Raw genomic sequence first — 14,639 nt, forward strand, 5'->3', positions numbered from 1 at the left:
GCATCTCAGGAGGATTCGCGGATGACCAGTTCGGTCGGCAGGATCACCGGGTCGGCGGGACCGCCCTCGAACAGCCCCAGCAGCAGCCTCGTCATGGCCGCGGCCTGCTCGAAGATGTGGTGGCGGACCGTGGTCAGGGGCGGGTCGGTGTACTTGGCCGCCTCGATGTCGTCGAAGCCGACCACCGCCACGTCGTCGGGCACCCTGCGGCCCGCCTGCCGCAGCGCCTGCAGCGCCCCCACGGCCATCAGGTCGTTGGCGCAGAAGACGGCGTCGAGCGCGGGGTCGTCCTCCAGCAGCTGCCGCATCGCGATGGCGCCGGACTCGCGAGTGAAGTCGCCCACCGCGACGATCGAGCGCCGGTCGGAGCCGCGCAGCACGTCACGGTAGCCCGCCAGGCGGTCGATCCCGGCGATCATGTCCTGCGGCCCCGCGATGGTGGCGATCCTGCGCCGCCCCGACTCCACCAGGTGCCGTACGGCCTCGGCCGCCCCTCCGACGTTGTCGTTGTCGACGTACGGGATGTCTATGGGGACGGCGGGCCTGCCGTACGAGACGACGGGCACCCGCATGCGCGCGATGGCGGCGGGCAGCGGATCGGCCCCGTGCATCGAGATGAGCATGACCCCGTCGACGTGCCCGCTGGCGATGTAGCGCTCCACGCGGGCCTGGCTCTTGGCCGAGCTGGTCAGCATGAGCACGATCTGCTTGTCGGCCGCCTCGAGCTCCACGCTCGCCGAGCGGATGACCGTCGAGAACATCGGGTCCTCGGAGAACACCCTGGTCGGCGGCTCGGAGAAGACCAGGGCGATGGAGTCGGTGCGCTGGGTGACGAGGCTGCGCGCGGCCGAGTTGGGCACGTAGCCCAGTTCGTCGATGGCGCGCAGCACCGCGTCGCGGATGTGCGGGGCCACCGTCGCCTGCCCGTTGACCACCCGGGAGACCGTGGCACGCGAAACCCCCGCCCTGGCGGCGACCGCCTCCAGCGTGGGGCGCCTCATCCCTTGACGCTTCCGGTCAGGAGTCCTCGGACGAAATAGCGCTGCATCGACAGAAAGACCACGAGAGGAATGATGACAGAGACGAACGCGCCCGCGGTCAGGCGCTGCCACTCGTTGCCGCGGGTGCCGGCCATCTGGGCCAGCCGCACGGTCATCGGCGAGCTCTCCGCGGTGCCGCCCGCGAAGATCAGCCCGACCAGCAGGTCGTTCCACACCCACAGGAACTGGAAGATCGCGAAGGTGGCGAGGGCGGGCGCCACCAGCGGCAGCACGATCCTGCGGAAGATCATGCCGTGCGTCGCGCCGTCGACGCGGGCCGCCTCCATCAGCTCGCCGGGCAGCTCGGCCATGAAGTTGTGCAGCAGGAAGATGCCCAGCGGCAGCGCGAAGCAGGTGTGGGCGCACCAGACCTGGACGAACCGGCCCGTGCCTTCGAGGTTCCACGCGGGCAGCACCTGCAGGCCGAAGACCTCGACGCCCTCGGAGAAGAACGACAGCAGCGGCACCAGCGCCATCTGCAGCGGCACGACCTGCAGGGCGAAGATCCCGATGTAGATCCAGTCGCGGCCCCTGAACGGCAGCCAGGCCAGCGCGTAGGCCGCGAACGCGGCGAAGGCCAGCGGGAACAGCACCGAGGGGACGGTGATGACGACCGAGTTGATGAGGAAGCTGGCCAGCTGCCCCGAGGAGGAGGACGTGCCGAACAGCACCTCCTGGTAGTTCTCCAGGGTCAGCGCGGGCGCGGAGAAGAACGTCCACCAGCCGGTGGTCTTGATCTGGTCCTCGGGCCTGAAGGACGACAGCAGCAGGCCGAACGTCGGCGTCGTCCACAGCAGCGCGATCAGCACCGCGACGAGGGAGGCCGTCCTGCTCGACAGGCTCGCGCGGACGCTCGTCATCGGAGGGCCCTCCTGGTCCTGATCTGGTAGGCGACGATCGGCGTGACCAGCACGAAGAGGAAGACTGCCAGCGCGGCGCCCTTGCCCGTCTCTCCGTAGCGGAAGGCCTGGTTGTACATCTCGTTGGCGATGACGCTGGTGTCGAACTGCCCGCCGGTCATCGTGCGGACGATGTCGAAGAGCTTCAGCGTGCCGATCGACTGGGTGACCAGCACGACGATCACCGCGGGCCTGATCGACGGCAGCGTCACCCTGAAGAACATCTGCGCCGGGCCCGCGCCGTCGAGCCTGGCCGCCTCCACGATGTCGGAGGGGATGCCCTTGATCGCCGCCGACAGGACGACCGTGGCGAAACCCGCCTGGATCCACACCATCACCACGATGAGGAACAGCGTGTTGAGCGGCGGGTCGAGCAGCCACTGCCGGGGCTCGCCGCCGAACCACACCACGATCTGGTTGAGCAGGCCGATCTGGTCGGCGCCCTCGGGCCGGTAGGCGTAGACGAACTTCCAGATGATCCCCGCGCCGACGAACGAGATGGCCATCGGCAGGAAGACCAGCGTCTTGGCCAGCGACTCGAACCTGCTGCGGTCCACGATCACCGCGTAGACCAGGCCGATCGCGGTCACCAGCACCGGCATGAGGACGAGCCAGATGAGCGTGTTGCGCAGCACCGTGACGGCCTCGAGCTGGGTGAACATCCACACGTAGTTGTCGAGGCCGACGAAGCCGCTGCCGTCGCCGCTCATGAACGACAGCAGCGTCGTGCGCACGGCCGGCACGACCAGGCCGATGGCCAGCAGCACGACGGCGGGGGCGAGCAGGATCGCCGCGTGCAGGCGGGCCTTCTGCCGCATCGGCGCCCGGTCGAGGAGCAGCAGAACCAGGCCGACGACCGCGAGGAACGCGACGACGCCGATCAGCAGCTGGGTCAGCTTGGGAGATTCGGCGGCCAGATCGAAGTCCAGGTCCAAAGATCCTCCTGGTGTTCCTTCTGGTGGGGGCGGTACGGCAGGCGGCGCGCCGCCGCCTGCCGAACCGGGGGAATCAGGACGTGGGCCAGGAGGCGTCGATGAAGTCGAGCACCGTCTTGGTGTCCTTGCCGTTGATCCAGTCGGTCATGCCCTTCCAGAAGGTGCCGGACCCGACGGCGGCCGGCATGAGGTCCGAGCCGTCGAACCTGAACACCGTCGCCGGGTCCCTCAGCATCTCCATCGACAGCTTGTCGATCGGGTTCTGCGCGTTCGCCAGGTCCACGCCCTTGTTGGCGGAGACGTAGGTGCCGAGCTTCATCCTGGCGTTGGCGTGGTCGGCGGTGGCCAGGAACCGCTGGAACGCCTTGACCTCGGGCCGGTCGGCGAAGGCCGCGACGAACTCGCCCGCGCCGAGCACCGGCTTGCTGGAGGCGTCCTTGCCCGGCAGATAGAAGGCGAAGACGTCGCCGTCCTGCGCGACCTTCGTGCCCTCCGGCCAGAAGTTGGCGTAGAAGGAGGCCTGGCGGTGCATCGCGCACTTGCCGGTGGTGATCGGCACGCCGCCCTCCTGGAAGGCGGTGCTGGCGATCGACTTGACGGGACCGTAGCCGCCGTTGACGTACTTGTCGTTCTTGAGGATCGCGCCGACCTTGTCCACAGCCGCGACGACCTTGGGGTCGTTGAACTTCAGTTCGTGCGCGACCCACCTGTCGTACTCCTCGGGGCCGAGCTCGCGCAGGATGACGTCCTCGATCCAGTCGGTCGCGGGCCAGCCCGTGGCCTCGCCGGACTCGATGCCCGCGCACCACGGCTTGACGCCGCTCGCCGCGATCGTCTCGGTGAGCGTCATCAGCTCGTCCCACGTCTTCGGGACCTGCCAGCCCTTCTCCTGGAAGGTCGAGGGCGAGTACCAGACGAAGGACTTCACGCTGGCGCCCAGCGGCGCGGCGTAGAAGGTGCCGTCGACCGTGCCGTAGTCGAGCCAGTCCTTGGACCAGCCCTGCTCGGCCAGCGTCTTGACCTCGGCGGGGGCCGGCTTCAGCTTGCCCGCCTTGGCGAAGCGGGCCAGGAGGCCGGGCTGGGGGAAGAAGGCCAGGTCGGGCGGGTTGCCGCCGTCGGAGCGAACCTGGATCTGCGCCTCGAACTCGCCGGTGCCCTCGTAGGTGATCTTCATGCCGGTGCACTTCTCGAACTGCTTCCAGTTCTGCTGGAAGAGGTCGGCCTCGGCGTCGCGGATGGGGGAGTAGACGCTGACCTTCTTGCCGTCGTGCTTGCCGTACGCGGAGTAGGCGGCGCAGTCGGCCGACGTGCCCCCCTCGGCCCGCGGGTTGGTGGGAGTGGAGCCGCAGCCGGTGGCGACCAGCGCCAGACCGACGGCCCCGACGAGTAGTCGGGAGGCAATCGCCATGTGCATCCTCCTAGGCCGTGAGAGCGTTCTCTGAGAATTGTTTGCGCACATAACGAGGTCAATATCGGTGATGTCACGGTTCGTTGGGTGCCCAGGAAATCCCCGGGCTCCCGCCGGCTCACAGACCGTTACGGGTGATCACGTCCCGGTACCACAGGGCGCTGTCCTTGGGGGTGCGCGCCTGGGTGGTGTAGTCGACGTGGACGACGCCGAACCTGCGGCCGTAGCCCTCGGCCCACTCGAAGTTGTCCAGCAGCGACCACACCAGGTAGCCGCGCAGGTCGGCGCCCTGCGCGATGGCCGCGTGCGCGGCGCGCAGGTGCCCTTCCAGGTAGGCGAGTCGTGCGCCGTCGTGAACCCTGCCGTCCTCCACCACGTCGTCGAAGGCCGCGCCGTTCTCGGTGACCATGAGGCCGACCCGCGGGTAGTCGCTCGACAGCCGGACCAGCAGGCGGCTCAGGCCGCTGGGCACGATCGGCCAGCCCATCGCGGTGACGGGGGCCTCCGCGGACGCGAAGCGCACGCCCTCCGAGCCGGGCCAGGCGGCGTCGGCGGGCAGCCCGGGCCCGTCCTCGACCACGCAGGGGTTGTAGTAGTTGATCCCCACGAGGTCGATCGGCGCGTTGATGATCTCCAGGTCGCCGTCCAGGATGTGCGCGGTGCCGCCGTTCCGCCCGGCGGCCTCCAGCACCTCCGCGGGATAGCGGCCGAGCAGCGCGGGGTCGAGGAACTGACGGGTCAGCAGCGCGTGGACACGGTCGGCGGCCGCCGCGTCGGCCGCAGACACCGCCGCTGCGGGGTCGTTCACCTGGGCGGGCGTCAGCACGGGAGCCGAGTTGACCACCAGCATGATCTCTTCGGCGTCCGCCGCGCGCAGCGCCCTGGCCGCGAGCCCGTGTCCGAGCAGCAGGTGGTGCGCGGCCCTGAGCGCGTCATGAGCGGAGGTACGGCCGGGCGCGTGCACGCCGTTCCCGTAGCCCAGGAAGGCCGAGACCCACGGCTCGTTGAGCGTGGTCCAGTGGCTCACCCTGTCGCCGAGCCGGTCGTGCACGATCGCGGCGTAGTCGGCGAACCGGTAGGCGGTGTCGCGGGAGGTCCAGCCGCCGAGATCCTCGAGCGTCTGCGGCAGATCCCAGTGATAGAGCGTGACATAGGGCGTGATGCCAGCGTCGAGCAGCGCGTCCACGAGCCTGTCGTAGAAGGCGAGCCCCGCCTGGTTGGCCGCCCCCGAACCGGTGGGCTGGATCCGCGGCCAGGCGACGGAGAACCGGTAGGCGTTCAGCCCCAGGTCCTTCATGAGCGCCACGTCGTCGCGGTAGCGGTGGTAGTGGTCGCAGGCCACCTCGCCGGTGTCGCCTTCACGCACCTTGCCGGGTGTGGCGGAGAAGGTGTCCCAGATCGACGGGCCCCGCCCGTCCTCCTTGGCCGCGCCCTCGATCTGGTAGGACGCGGTCGCCGCGCCCCAGACGAAGTCGTCCGGGAAGACCACGGTCCCCCGAGTCTCCATGGTCGTGATCGTCATCCCTTGACAGCTCCTTGCATGATTCCTCCGATGATCTGCTTGCCGAGCACGATGAAGACGAGGATCAGCGGCAGGGTGCCCACCGCCGTCCCCGACAGCCCGAGCACGTAGTCGTTGACGTAGCCGCTGGCCAGCGTCGAGAGCGCCACCTGCACCGTCGGGTTCTCCGGGGTCAGGACCACCAGCGGCCAGAAGTAGTCGTTCCACGCCGACATGAACGTGAGCATCCCGAGCACGGCCGCCGCGGGCCGGGCCGTGGGCAGCACCACGTGCCAGAACAGCCGCCACGTGGTCGCGCCGTCCACCCGCCCCGCCTCCAGCAACTCGGTGGGCAGCGCGCGCGACAGGTACTGCGTCATGAAGAACACCCCGAACGCGTTCACCAGCGCGGGCACCACCAGGGCGTACATCGAGCCGGTCCACTCGATCTTCACCATGAGCATGTAGAGCGGGATGATGCCGAGCTGCGCCGGAACCATCATGGTGGCCACCGTGACCAGCAGCAGGATGTTCTTGCCCCGGAAGCTCAGCTTGGCGAAGGCGAACCCCGCCAGCGTCGAGAAGAACATCACCGCGACCGCGATCGACCCGGCCACCAGGAACGAGTTGAGCAGCGCCATGGCGAAGGGCACCGTGTCGAAGACCCGCGCCACGTTGGCGAAGAAGTTGCCGCCGGGCAGCAGCGGCGGCGGCACTTCGGCCAGCGCCGAGTTGTGCCGCGAGGCGACCACGACGCTGTAGTAGAGCGGGAAGACCGAGAAGAACGCCACCGCCAGCAGCGTCAGGTAGGTGAGGCGTCGTCTCATTTAAAGGCACCTCCCATGCGACGGGTCAGCAGGTAGTTCACCCCGGCGGCCAGCACCACGAACAGGAACATCACCCAGGAGGCGGCCGAGGCGTAGCCGAAGTCGAACTTGTTGAAGCCCAGGTCGTAGACGTAGAGGGCGAGGGTCTGGAACTGGTGGTCGGGGCCGCCGCTGGTGATGCCGCCCGCGCCGCTGCCGGCGCCGAACAGCAGCGGCTCGGCCAGGATCTGCATCGCGCCGATCGTCGAGACCGTGACGACGAAGACGATCGTCGGCCTGATCATCGGGATGGTGATCTTCCGCAGCTGCGTCAGGTTGGACGCCCCGTCGAGCGTCGCCGCCTCGTACAGCTCCTTCGGCACGGCCTGCATCGCGGCCAGGAAGATCAGCGCGTTGTAGCCCGTCCACCTCCACATGATCATCGCGGAGATGGCCACGTGCGAGGTGGCGGTGCCCTCCGCCCACGCGACGCCGTCGATCCCGAACCACGACAGCATCCAGTTGATCAGCCCGTAGTCGCGCCCGAACAGCTGGCTGAAGATGACCACGACGGCGACCACGCTGGTCACGTTGGGCACCAACAGCGTGATGCGGAAGAACGTCTGCGCCCGCAGCGGGCGGTTGAGCAGGTGCGCCAGCCAGATGGCCAGCACCAGCTGCGGCACGGTGGAGATGATGCCGATCGAGAAGGTGTTGAACGTGGCGTTCCAGAAGTAGCCGTCGCCGAGCAGGGTGGTGAAGTTGTCCGCCCCGACGAAGGTGTGCACGTCGGAGGTGAGCGTCCACTCGTGCAGGCTCACCCACGCGGTGAAGATCAGCGGGAAGACACCGAACGCGCAGAACAGCAGGAAGAAGGGGGCGATGTAGGCGTAGGGCGACAGCTTGAGGTCGAGCGTGTGCCTGACCAGCCGCCGGTGCCCGCGCCGCGCCGTGGCTTGGAGCGTGGCCATGCGGGGTCCTTCGGGTGATGCGGTACGGCGGGGCGGGCGCCCCGCCGTACCGGCCGCTACTTGATCTTCTGGACGTCCGCGACGACCTGCGCCCACGCCTCGTCGGGTGTCTGCTTGCCCTGCTCGACCCGGCCGAGGCCGTCGCCGATGGCGATGCGCACGTCGCCCTCCTTCGGGCCGAGGTGCTGCGGCTTGAGGTTGCGCGCCGCGTCGGAGTAGATCTTGCCGATCGGCGCGTCACCGAAGAACGGCTTGGTGAAGCTCTGGATCGAGGGGTCGTCGTACAGCGCCGGGATCGAGGGGAACGTGCCCTCCTCCTTGAACACCCTCGCCTGGTTGTCCTTCGAGGTGAGGAAGTCGATCAGCTCGGCCGCCTCCTTGGGGTGCTTGCCCTGCTTGGGGAGCATCAGGTGGGAGCCGCCGCTGTTGCCCGAACCGCCGGGGACCTTCGCGATATCCCACTTGCCCGTGGCGTCCTTCGCCTGCTCCTGGATGTAGCCGGTCATCCAGGCGGGGCAGATGATCGTGGCGAACGAGCCCTTGGCGAAACCGGTGTTCCACGGCGGGGAGAAGGCGGCGAGCTTGGCGGTCAGGTCGTTCTGGGTGAGCTGGTTGGACAGGTCCCAGGCCTTCTTCACCTCGGGGTTGGTCGCGACGACGATCTGGTCCTGGGCGTCGTAGAGCCCGACGGGCGCCTGGTTGACGATCGCGCGGAAGATCTCGCCGGGGGAGTCGACGAACTTGGCGTCCTTGACACCGCTCGCGAACTTCTTGCCGGTCTCGATGTACTGCTCCCACGTGGGCCAGAGCTCGGCGACCTTCTCGCGGTCGGTCGGCAGGCCCGCCTTCTCGAACAGGTCCTTGCGGTAGCACATGGCCAGGCCGCCGACGTCGGTGCCGAGGCCGAGCAGCTTCGAGCCGTCCTTCGACAGGCCCTGCTGCCACTTCCAGTCGAGGTAGTCGCTCTGGCGCTTGTCCAGGCCGTACTGCTTGAGGTCGTGGAACTTGTCGGCCTGGGCGGTGAACGAGCTGATGTAGCCGACCTCCACGGCCTCGACGTCGGCCGCGCCCGCGTTCGTGGCCAGCCGCTTGACAAGGTTGTTGTGGTGGTCGTTGAACTGCGTGACCCGCTCGACGATCTCCACGTTGGGGTGCGTCTTCTTGTACTCCTCGTACAACGGCTTGAAGCCGAAGTCGCCGAAGAGGGCGATGCTGAGCGTCACCTTCTCCGCGGGCTTGCCTGCGGTGGTGGCGCTGGGAGCCTCGCCGCCACAGGCGGCGAGAGCGAGGGCGAGCGCGGACGCGGTGAGCACCGGTACGGCGAGCCGACCGAAGCGGCGAGCCTGGGAGTACGGCGTGGCCATGGAACCCTCCCTGAGGGCAATGTGGTGATGAGGTCGATGAGAGAGCGCTCTCCCAGAGAGGTTGCTGGCCCGCCCGCCCCCTGTCAACGGAGCGTTTTCGCGACTTCTCGGAGAGCGCTCTCTGAGATTTCGCGGCATTTCCGCAGCTGATGGCATTGACGTAGCGCTGCTGGGAGCGCTCCCAGGTTCTGGCCTCGTTTCCAGAGTGTTACCTGGAACGAGAGAGCGTTCTCTCAGGCGAGGACGCGGCCGGCCATCCTGGCGTACATCCGGCCCGGGCTCGGCACCACGGGCGAGGTCAGGAAGCCGGGCAGCATCGGCAGGTCCACCGCGAACGGCTCCAGCCGCTCGTACAGCTCGTTGGCGTGCTCAGGCCGGTCCTCCACGGACTTCTCCAGCACGTCCGACAGCACCTTCTCCAGCGCCGAGGGCAGCCCGGGCACCGTCGGCGGCCGCTCCTTGACCTGCTTCTCGAAGACGACGTACTCCGTCGGCCCGGTGAACAGCTGCCGCCCGGTCAGCATCTCGTGCAGCACGCAGCCGAGCGAGTAGAGGTCGCTGCGCGGCTCGGCGACACCCCGCTGGATCTGCTCGGGCGCCATGTACGCGGGCGTGCCGAGAATCTGCCCGATCCTGGTGAACTGCGAGCCGTCCGTCTCCCGGCGCATCGCCAGCCCGAAGTCGAGCACCTTCACGCTGCCGTCGGGGCAGAGCATGAGGTTCGTCGGCTTCAGGTCGCGATGGCAGATCTCCAGGGCGTGGGCCGCCGACAGCACCGCGCACGCCTGGGCGGCGATCGCCACCGCCCACGGCACCGGCAGCGCGCCGTGCTCGCTGACCAGGTCGGCCACGGTGACCCCGTCGATGAACTGCATCACCTGGTAGAGCCGCTGTTCGTGGGTGCCGAAGTCGTACAGGACGGGCGCGCCGGGGTGCTCGAGGCGGGCCAGGATGCGCGCTTCCCTGATGAACCTGCGCTCGAGCTCCTCGTCAGGGCCCTTGCCGGGGAGAGGGTGGAGCAGCTTCACGGCCACCCGGCGATCGAGACGACGGTCGTGGCCGCGGTAGACGGCGCCCATCGCACCTCGGCCCAGGGGCAGGTCGTCGAGCTCATAGCGGTCACCGATGACCATTCGCCCCTCCCAGTTCTCCTCGGGACAAGCCAGCACGAGACCCTTCGGGGAATCTACAGCACCCCGATGGATCAGGATCGTCCGCTGCGCGCGCCCGCCGGTTCATGGGGCTGCCGCGCTTGGCCGGGGCGTCGGTCGCAGAGCCACCCGGCCAGGGCGGTACGGTGGAAGGGTCGTGCCGTAGAGGAACCGGACCGGAAGGGACCGAGGTCGAGACGTGAGGTTGGGGAAACGCCTCTACCAGTGGTTCGCCGCCCTGGTTCATGAGCTCACCAAGTTCGGCGTCGTCGGCGCCCTGGCGTTCGTCATCGACACGGGCATGCTCAACCTGTTCAACGTGGTCGTCGGCATAGGCCCGCTGACCTCCAAGGTGCTCGCCACGGTGATCTCGGCGACCTTCGCCTACGCGGGCAACCGCCTCTGGACCTTCCGCCACCGCGAGCAGAGCGGCCTCGGCCGCGAATACTTCCTGTTCTTCCTGCTCAACGGCATCGCGCTGCTGTTCGGGTTGCTGGTGATCGGCTTCGTCACCTACACGCTCAAGCTGACCGACCCGCTCAGCATGAACATCGCCAACATCGTCGGTGTCGGCCTGGGCACGCTGTTCCGGTTCTGGTCCTACCGACGCTGGGTCTTCCTCGAGGCCACCACGCCCATCCCCGTGGAGCTCCCCGAGGTCAAGCAGCCCCGCTAGCCCGGCGAAGGGGCGCGCCGAGTTCCGCCACGTCCTCCTCCAGGCAGCGGAGAAAGCCCGACTGGGCGGGAGAACGAGTCATCCCCCGCACGGACGCGACGTGGATCCGAGCTCGGCGTGCACCGCCTGGCGGTTCAGCCGAGTGTCATGGAGGGCGACGCGATCGACGACGTCATCGCCTCGTTCGGGGAGCAGCTGGTGGGCCGCGTCTGACGCGGTGTCGCGCGCGGCCCGCCGCCGTCAGACGTTGCGGCGGTACTGGCCGCCCGCCTCGAACAGGGCCTCGGTGATCTGGCCGAGCGAGCACACCCTGGCCGCCTCCATCAGCACCTCGAACGCGTTCTCGTCCGACATCGCCACCTCCCGCAGCCGGCGCAGCGCCGCCGCAGACTCCGCGCGGTTCCTGGCGTGGAAGGCGTGCAGCCGGTCCAGCTGCGAGCGCTTCTCCTCCTCGGTCCCGCGGGCCAGCTCCAGCGGCCCGTGGTGCTCCTCGCCGCGCGGGTTGCGGAAGGTGTTCACGCCGATGATCGGCAGCGAGCCGTCGTGCTTGCGGGTCTCATACAGCATCGACTCGTCCTGGATCTTGCCGCGCTGGTAGCCGGTCTCCATCGCGCCCAGCACGCCGCCTCGGTCCGACAGGCGCTCGAACTCGCTCAGGACGGCCTCCTCCACCAGGTCCGTCAGCTCGTCGATGATGAACGAGCCCTGCAGCGGGTTCTCGTTGCGGGCCAGGCCCCATTCCCTGTTGATGATGAGCTGGATCGCCATCGCCCGCCGTACCGACTCGGCCGAAGGGGTGGTGACGGCCTCGTCGAAGGCGTTGGTGTGCAGGCTGTTGCAGTTGTCGTAGATTGCGATGAGCGCCTGCAGCGTGGTGCGGATGTCGTTGAAGTCCATCTCCTGGGCGTGCAACGACCGGCCCGAGGTCTGGATGTGGTACTTCAGCTTCTGCGAGCGCTCCGCCGCGCCGTACCTCTCCCGCATGGCGACGGCCCAGATGCGGCGCGCCACGCGGCCGAGCACCGAGTACTCGGGGTCCATCCCGTTGGAGAAGAAGAACGACAGGTTGGGCGCGAAGTCGTCGATCCGCATGCCGCGCGCGAGATAGGCCTCCACGTACGTGAAGCCGTTGGCCAGGGTGAAGGCCAGCTGGCTGATGGGGTTCGCGCCCGCCTCGGCGATGTGGTAGCCCGAGATGGACACCGAGTAGAAGTTGCGCACCTGGTTGCGGATGAACCACTCCTGGATGTCGGCCATCATCCGCAGCGAGAACTCCGTGGAGAAGATGCAGGTGTTCTGCCCCTGGTCCTCCTTCAGGATGTCGGCCTGCACAGTGCCGCGCACCGTGGCCAGCGTTCTGACCCGCACCTCCTGTGCCTCCTGGGGGGACGGCTCGCGGCCCTCCGTGGCGCGGAAGCGCTCGATCGCCTGGTCGATGGCGGCGTTGAGGAAGAAGGCCAGGATCGTGGGGGCGGGGCCGTTGATCGTCATCGAGACGGAGGTGTTCGGGGCCGCCAGGTCGAAGCCGTCGTAGAGCACCTTCATGTCGTCGAGCGTCGCGATCGACACCCCCGACGTACCGACTTTTCCGTAGATGTCGGGACGGAGGTCCGGGTCGTTGCCGTACAACGTCACGGAGTCGAACGCGGTCGACAGCCGGGTCGCGGGCTGCCCCTCGGAGAGCAGCTTGAAGCGGCGGTTGGTGCGGAACGGGTCGCCCTCACCGGCGAACATCCTGGTGGGGTCCTCGTCGTCCCGCTTGAAGGAGAACACGCCCGCGGTGAAGGGGAAGAGCCCCGGCAGGTTCTCCGAGCGCAGGAAGCGCAGCAGCTCGCCATGGTCCTCGAAGCGGGGGAGCGCCACGCGGGGGATGCGGTTGCCCGAGAGGGTCTCGCGCCAGAGCGGGGTGTGGATCTCCCTGTCGCGCACCCTCACGACCAGCTCGTCGGCGGTGTACTGGGCCTTGAGCGCCGGCCACTGCGCCAGCAGCGCCCTGCTCTCCTCGCTCAGCTCCCGCTCGGCCTGCGCCGCCAGCTCGGCCAGCCGCGCATCGGTCCCCGAGCCTCCCGCTCCTGACTCGGCGACGCCCGGCCCGGTCCGGGAGGCGCCCGCGCCGATCTGAGAGGTGCCCGGCCCGGTCCCTGGCGTGCCCACGCCGGTTCCGGGGGTGCCCGGTCCGGTTCCCGGGATGCTCGCCTCGGCGGCGTAAGCCGTCGTCGCGCCGACGCCGGGCAGTTCTCCGACCGCATGCGTCAGGGCGGGGTCTTCGGCCGGGGTGGCCGGTGCCCGCTGGGCGGTCCCGGGGTTCAGAAGGGCGCGGACGGCGGCCAGCTGCTGGCGGCGCCTGGCCACCTCCACCTGGGCCCGCGTCTCGGCGTGGTAACCCCGGACGGTCTCGGCGATCTCCGCGAGGTAGCGCACCCTTGCGGGCGGCACGACCGCCGCGGCCGTCTGGGAGGTACGGCCCTGCACCCTCGGCAGCAGCCCGGGCCCCGCCGGCATGCCGCGCTCCACGAGCAGGTCACGCAAGTGGTGGTAGAGCGCCGTGACACCCGCGTCGTTGTAGCGGGCCGCGATCGTGCCGAAGACCGGCATCTCGTCGGGCGACACCCCGAAGGCCGCCCTGTTGCGCACCATCTGGCGGCGGACGTCGCGCAACGCGTCCTCGGCGCCCCGCCGCTCGTACTTGTTGATCACTACGGCCTCGGCGAAGTCGAGCATGTCGATCTTCTCCAGCTGCGAGGCCGCGCCGAACTCGGGGGTCATCACGTAGATCGGCACGTCGACGTGCGGGACGATTCCCGCGTCGCCCTGCCCGATGCCGGGGGTCTCGACGACCACGAGGTCGTACCCGGCCGCCCGGCAGGCGGCGATCACGTCGTCGAGGCAGGCCGGGACCTCACTGGCCGCGCCACGGGTGGCGAGGGAGCGGAAGTAGGTCTGCCCGCCGAGGCTGTTCATCCTGATGCGGTCGCCGAGCAGCGCGCCGCCGCCGCGGCGCCTGGTCGGGTCGATGGCGATGACGGCGATGCGCAGCTTGTCGTCGTTGTCCACGTGGAACCTGCGCAGCAGCTCGTCGGTCAGCGACGACTTGCCCGATCCGCCGGTGCCGGTGATGCCGAGCACCGGCGCCCTACGCCCAGCGGCCCTCGACCCGGCGCCCCCGGCGCCGCTTCCGGCACCGCTGCTCACGGAAGCGTCACCACCGAAGACGGGGGTCCCGTCTGGAGCCGACCCTCCGGCGGCCGGCGTCTCCGTGGAAGCCGACCCTTCGAAGGCCGGTGTCTCCGTGGAAGCCGAGCCCGGGGAGCCGCCGAGGGCGCGGACGCCTTCGAGGAGCTCGGCGGGGGCGCGTCCTGACTCGATGAGGGTGATGGCGCGGGCCAGTGCGGCCTGGTCACCCGAGGCGACGGCCTCGACGGACGGCGCGCCGCCCAGTTCGACGTCGCACTCCTCGATCAGCTTGTTGATCATTCCGGGGAGGCCGAGCCGCTGGCCGTCCTCGGGGGAGAAGATCCGCGCGACGCCGCGGGATTGCAGCAGCTCGATCTCCTCGGGGACGATGACGCCGCCGCCTCCGCCGTACACCTTGATGTGTCCCGCTCCGCGTTCGCGCAGCAGCTCGACGAGGTAGCTGAAGAACTCGACGTGCCCGCCCTGGTAAGAGCTGATGGCGACGCCCTGGACGTCCTCCTGGATCGCGGCGGTGACGATCTCCTCGACGGACCGGTTGTGTCCGAGATGGACCACCTCCGCCCCTTGCGCCTGCAGTATTCGCCGCATGATGTTGATCGCGGCGTCATGGCCGTCGAACAGCGCTGCGGCGGTCACGAATCGGACGGGATGGACCGGTACGTGCACGCCAGATCACTCCTTTGTGAGGGGCCT

General features: G+C 69.0%; 11 protein-coding genes. 1 reads left to right on the forward strand and 10 read right to left on the reverse strand.

Annotation, left to right across the window (positions count from 1 at the left end; genetic code table 11):
• Positions 1-5: 5 nt before the first annotated feature.
• The 9 genes from H4W81_RS43995 to H4W81_RS44035 form a co-directional block, all read right to left on the reverse strand.
• Positions 6-1,001 carry a LacI family DNA-binding transcriptional regulator gene (locus H4W81_RS43995; RefSeq protein WP_192780214.1) on the reverse strand — a complete coding sequence of 332 codons (996 nt, stop codon included), beginning with the start codon at positions 999-1,001 and terminating at the stop codon, positions 6-8.
• A complete protein-coding gene (locus H4W81_RS44000) occupies positions 998-1,900 on the reverse strand; it encodes a carbohydrate ABC transporter permease (protein ID WP_192780215.1) in 903 nt (300 codons plus the stop codon). The genes H4W81_RS43995 and H4W81_RS44000 overlap by 4 nt, the downstream gene beginning before the upstream one ends.
• On the reverse strand, positions 1,897-2,868 hold the full coding sequence (locus tag H4W81_RS44005; RefSeq protein ID WP_192781408.1) for a carbohydrate ABC transporter permease: 972 nt from the start codon (positions 2,866-2,868) through the stop codon (positions 1,897-1,899). The genes H4W81_RS44000 and H4W81_RS44005 overlap by 4 nt, the downstream gene beginning before the upstream one ends.
• 79 nt (positions 2,869-2,947) lie before the next feature.
• Positions 2,948-4,282 (reverse strand): ABC transporter substrate-binding protein, encoded by a 1,335-nt coding sequence (locus H4W81_RS44010; RefSeq protein ID WP_192780216.1) that lies wholly within the window; start codon positions 4,280-4,282, stop codon positions 2,948-2,950.
• A gap of 118 nt (positions 4,283-4,400) precedes the next feature.
• Positions 4,401-5,804 carry a GH1 family beta-glucosidase gene (locus H4W81_RS44015; RefSeq protein ID WP_192780217.1) on the reverse strand — a complete coding sequence of 468 codons (1,404 nt, stop codon included), beginning with the start codon at positions 5,802-5,804 and terminating at the stop codon, positions 4,401-4,403.
• The gene (locus tag H4W81_RS44020; protein WP_192780218.1) at positions 5,801-6,610 is read right to left on the reverse strand and encodes a carbohydrate ABC transporter permease; all 810 of its coding nucleotides are present in this window, start codon (positions 6,608-6,610) and stop codon (positions 5,801-5,803) included. The genes H4W81_RS44015 and H4W81_RS44020 overlap by 4 nt, the downstream gene beginning before the upstream one ends.
• Positions 6,607-7,560 (reverse strand): carbohydrate ABC transporter permease, encoded by a 954-nt coding sequence (locus H4W81_RS44025; RefSeq protein ID WP_192780219.1) that lies wholly within the window; start codon positions 7,558-7,560, stop codon positions 6,607-6,609. The genes H4W81_RS44020 and H4W81_RS44025 overlap by 4 nt, the downstream gene beginning before the upstream one ends.
• A 56-nt stretch (positions 7,561-7,616) precedes the next feature.
• Positions 7,617-8,924 carry an ABC transporter substrate-binding protein gene (locus H4W81_RS44030; protein WP_192780220.1) on the reverse strand — a complete coding sequence of 436 codons (1,308 nt, stop codon included), beginning with the start codon at positions 8,922-8,924 and terminating at the stop codon, positions 7,617-7,619.
• A 233-nt stretch (positions 8,925-9,157) separates the two neighbouring features.
• On the reverse strand, positions 9,158-10,057 hold the full coding sequence (locus tag H4W81_RS44035; RefSeq protein ID WP_192780221.1) for a serine/threonine-protein kinase: 900 nt from the start codon (positions 10,055-10,057) through the stop codon (positions 9,158-9,160).
• A gap of 217 nt (positions 10,058-10,274) precedes the next feature.
• On the opposite strand from H4W81_RS44035, the gene H4W81_RS44040 reads away from it, so the two are divergent.
• Positions 10,275-10,751, forward strand: coding sequence for a GtrA family protein (locus tag H4W81_RS44040; RefSeq protein WP_192780222.1), 477 nt, complete (start codon positions 10,275-10,277; stop codon positions 10,749-10,751).
• A 240-nt stretch (positions 10,752-10,991) separates the two neighbouring features.
• Here H4W81_RS44040 and H4W81_RS48190 read toward each other — a convergent pair whose 3' ends face one another.
• Positions 10,992-14,612 (reverse strand): methylmalonyl-CoA mutase family protein, encoded by a 3,621-nt coding sequence (locus H4W81_RS48190; RefSeq protein WP_318782451.1) that lies wholly within the window; start codon positions 14,610-14,612, stop codon positions 10,992-10,994.
• Positions 14,613-14,639: the final 27 nt, after the last annotated feature.

The sequence above is a fragment of the Nonomuraea africana genome, assembly GCF_014873535.1.
In the GTDB taxonomy this organism is placed as follows: Bacteria; Actinomycetota; Actinomycetes; order Streptosporangiales; family Streptosporangiaceae; genus Nonomuraea; species Nonomuraea africana.

Coding starts and splice junctions, on each gene's coding strand:
- H4W81_RS43995 (WP_192780214.1), bottom strand. CDS start 1,001: ATGAGGCGCCCCACGCTGGAGGCGGTCGCCGCCAGGGCGGGGGTTTCG.
- H4W81_RS44000 (WP_192780215.1), bottom strand. CDS start 1,900: ATGACGAGCGTCCGCGCGAGCCTGTCGAGCAGGACGGCCTCCCTCGTC.
- H4W81_RS44010 (WP_192780216.1), bottom strand. CDS start 4,282: ATGGCGATTGCCTCCCGACTACTCGTCGGGGCCGTCGGTCTGGCGCTG.
- H4W81_RS44015 (WP_192780217.1), bottom strand. CDS start 5,804: ATGACGATCACGACCATGGAGACTCGGGGGACCGTGGTCTTCCCGGAC.
- H4W81_RS44020 (WP_192780218.1), bottom strand. CDS start 6,610: ATGAGACGACGCCTCACCTACCTGACGCTGCTGGCGGTGGCGTTCTTC.
- H4W81_RS44025 (WP_192780219.1), bottom strand. CDS start 7,560: ATGGCCACGCTCCAAGCCACGGCGCGGCGCGGGCACCGGCGGCTGGTC.
- H4W81_RS44030 (WP_192780220.1), bottom strand. CDS start 8,924: ATGGCCACGCCGTACTCCCAGGCTCGCCGCTTCGGTCGGCTCGCCGTA.
- H4W81_RS44035 (WP_192780221.1), bottom strand. CDS start 10,057: ATGGTCATCGGTGACCGCTATGAGCTCGACGACCTGCCCCTGGGCCGA.